The following is an 808-nucleotide window of genomic DNA, read 5'->3' on the forward strand; positions in this document are numbered from 1 at the left end:
GCTCCTGCAGGAGGCCGCGAACCGCGCGCCGGAGCGCGTGGCGCTGCGCCTGGCCGCGGTGGATGGCTGCGCGCCGACGGCAGGCGCGGCCGAGCTGGCCTGCGGCGACCTTCGCGTCACCGCGGAGGCGGTGGTGTTCCCGGCGCAGGTGACCTGGATGATGGTTTCCGCGGAACGCGCCCGCTTCGGGGCCGGCGACCAGGACGTGACCTTCAGCCTGCGCGCCGGCGGCGCCACCTGGCAGGCCCGGCAATCGCGCGACAGCGGCAACACGGTCGCGCTGGCCGCCTGGCTGAACGGCCGGACGACCGGCGGCGGCGTGCGCAGCCGGGCCGAGCAGGCCTGGAACAGCCTGGGCGGCGGGCGCGGAGTGCCGGTGCTGGTGAACGTTACCATCCGGCCGGAGCAGGCCGGCGCCGCGCTGCACGGCACACGGCAGCGCAGCCTGCTGGAAGCCCTGCTGGAGGCGCAGGGCACGCGCATCGCGGCGGATGCCGCGAACCTCTCCGCCGGCCAGCGGCAGCTGGCGGGGCGGTAGCGCCCGGGATCAGTCCCGCCTTGCCGCGTCGAGCAGGGCGATGACCTCGGCATCGTCCAGCTGGTGGAAATCGTCGTAGCAGCCGCCGACGCCGAAGGGGATGTCGCCCTGGCGCAGGCAGACCACCTCGTCCGCCTCCCCGGCCAGCGCGGCCACCGTCTCCGGCGTGCCGACGGGCACCGCCAGCACCAGCCGGGCGGGGCCGCGGCGGCGCAGGGCATGCAGCGCGGCGCGCGCGGTGGCGCCGGTGGCGAGGCCGTCATCCACCAC

The 808-nt window shown here is 77.0% G+C and carries 2 protein-coding genes; one reads left to right on the top strand and one right to left on the bottom strand.

The window, feature by feature from the left end:
- On the top strand, positions 1 to 538 hold a 538-nt coding region (locus tag OZN99_RS32730), incomplete at its 5' end, for a P-loop NTPase family protein (protein ID WP_270939346.1).
- A 9-nt stretch (positions 539 to 547) separates the two neighbouring features.
- Here OZN99_RS32730 and OZN99_RS32735 read toward each other — a convergent pair.
- Positions 548 to 808 (bottom strand): phosphoribosyltransferase family protein (locus OZN99_RS32735; protein ID WP_270939347.1); only part of this gene is annotated, 261 nt, incomplete at its 5' end.

It is taken from the genome of Falsiroseomonas oryzae, from assembly GCF_027856955.1.
Classification (GTDB): domain Bacteria; phylum Pseudomonadota; class Alphaproteobacteria; order Acetobacterales; family Acetobacteraceae; genus Falsiroseomonas; species Falsiroseomonas oryzae.